At 34.5% G+C, this 2068-nt stretch carries 2 protein-coding genes, 1 tRNA gene and 1 pseudogene; 1 reads left to right on the top strand and 3 read right to left on the bottom strand.

The genetic code is table 11. The features are described 5' to 3' along the window. Positions 1-104: 104 nt before the first annotated feature. Positions 105-329: a hypothetical protein gene (locus tag GO685_RS04920; RefSeq protein WP_175937822.1), complete on the bottom strand. Its 225-nt coding sequence runs from the start codon at positions 327-329 to the stop codon at positions 105-107. 136 nt (positions 330-465) lie between these two features. Next, entirely contained in the window at positions 466-1272 is an 807-nt protein-coding gene (gene rsmA, locus GO685_RS04915; protein WP_175937821.1) for a 16S rRNA (adenine(1518)-N(6)/adenine(1519)-N(6))-dimethyltransferase RsmA, read from the bottom strand. A gap of 86 nt (positions 1273-1358) precedes the next feature. On the opposite strand from rsmA, the gene GO685_RS04910 reads away from it, so the two are divergent. Continuing rightward, positions 1359-1431: transfer RNA gene (locus GO685_RS04910), tRNA-Thr, on the top strand. Positions 1432-1503: 72 nt separating this feature from the next. On the opposite strand, the pseudogene GO685_RS04905 reads toward GO685_RS04910, so the two are convergent. Next, positions 1504-1941: pseudogene (locus tag GO685_RS04905) on the bottom strand (integrase core domain-containing protein); the annotation flags it as partial. Positions 1942-2068 lie beyond the last annotated feature (127 nt).

Below are 2068 nucleotides of genomic sequence, written 5' to 3'. Positions count from 1 at the left end.
CGATTGAATGCTTCTTTGGAAAAATCAAGAACTTAGACGTGTTTTTTCTCGATTTGACAAGACTGCTGAGGTTTTTATGGGTTTTTTAAACCTCGTTGGTTCTCTCATATGGCTTCTCTAAAATTTTGTTCACAGAGACTAGGAAATGTTAACATTGTGTAATAAGTCATATCGTTTGGATCATGAGAACGACTATAGTCCAGCAAAGACGCAGGGCCTTTCTCGTTGTATTCCCATATCCGTATAGATTCAGAACCTTCACGATGATTAAAAGAAGACTCAATGTTATATTCATTTGCTGGTAGTTCAAACGTTATTGTGTTATCCATAGCATTACCTAATTAATTAAAACTGTTATTATAATGTTGGCATATTAACAAAATATTTACTAGAGTGGCCAATTATAATCAGCGCTGTATTTCAAAAATTACTAAGTTGTTTAACATCCCGATTTAATATGCTATCTTAACTATTGAACAATTCTTTTTGTATAACATTTGCTAGCAAACAAAATTGTTCAATAGTTAAGTTTTCTGGACGTTCGCTACCATTTAATTTAGCGTTTTCAAGAATGGTTTCAGCATGATTTGTTATATTTTGCAAGCTATTTCTTAGCTTCTTTCTTCTTTGAGCAAAAACAGCGCGCGTTAATTTTGTCAAAGTTTTCAAATTTACTGCAAATCTTTGGGTAGGTAAAGGATTTACTGTAATTACTGAAGAATGCACTTTCGGCCTTGGAAAAAACCCTTTAGGTTCAATATCGAATTCCTTTCTTATATTGCACAGCAACTGGCTTAGCACCGATAGAGAACCGTAGTCTTTGGAATTAGGTCTTGCTATGATACGATCTGCTACCTCTTTCTGAAACATCAATGTCAAACTTGTAAAAAATTTTATATTGTTGAACCACTTCAAAAATAATGCTACCGAGACATTGTAAGGTAGATTAGCAATGACTTTGACTGGGCGTTCTATTAGCTTTTCTTCTATAACATGCAGTGCATCTGCTTCTACAATTCTATACCTTTCTTGATGCTCATTTAGCAGTTGGTTATGGTATTTCACTAAATTGCTATCTTTTTCTATAGCAAGCAGAGACTTTGGATTATGTGCCAATATTTCCCTTGTTAATGCACCATACCCAGGACCAATTTCAATAACATTAAAATCTTCTAGATTACCAGCTAAAACGACTATTTTTTTCGTTATCTCACTTGATAAAATAAAATTTTGCCCTAGGCTCTTTTTTGGCTTCAATAAAAATTTTCCCATATTATTGTATTATGCAGTATTTTGATAATTTTAAAAATTAGTTGACGAAAATTCATTGATAATTGTATATTGTTAACGTATTTAACGCCGGCTTAGCTCAATTGGTAGAGCAACTGACTTGTAATCAGTAGGTTGTCAGTTCAAGTCCGACAGCCGGCACGTGTAGTAATTCATACTTGATCTGACAAACAAGAATTGACGTAGTTTCAAACTGCTATCAACACCTTGTATTTATTCAGTGCAGAACAGGTGCATATTCTTTTTTAAAGCAATACCCCTAGTATCTAAAAAGGTCTGCGTAGGTGTTCTTCCACGGCAATACTTTCCTGAGTAAGGTCTTCTCTCATTATAGGAACGCAGCCACTGGTAAACATCTGCTTGCAAATCTTCTAAAGAGTTGTAAGTCTTCTTTCTAAAAAGAATGTGGTAACACTCATCCTGCATGATTTTATGGAACCTCTCACATATACCATTTGTTCGTGGAGAACTGGTTTTAGTGCTAGAGTGGTCAATGTTTTCAATCCCCAAATATAGCTGATAAGCATGGGTTTCAGGTTTGCCACAATATTCCATACCTCTATCAGTTAGAATCCGTAACAATGGAATTTTATGTTCTTCAAAGAACGGAATAACTATGTCGTTAAGAAAGTCTGCAGCCGTAAGAACGCTAACTATGGATTAGAAAGAGAGTAGAGAGAGAAATAGGGTAAACTCCAGTATTTTAGCAACAATAGGAGGTTACCCAATGCATAAGAATATAGCAGAGTTATTCTGTTTTGTAGATGATTATTGTAAA

It is taken from the genome of Wolbachia endosymbiont of Madathamugadia hiepei, assembly GCF_013366855.1.
Classification (GTDB): Bacteria; Pseudomonadota; Alphaproteobacteria; order Rickettsiales; family Anaplasmataceae; genus Wolbachia.
This window is presented reverse-complemented; position numbering and strand designations above follow the sequence as displayed.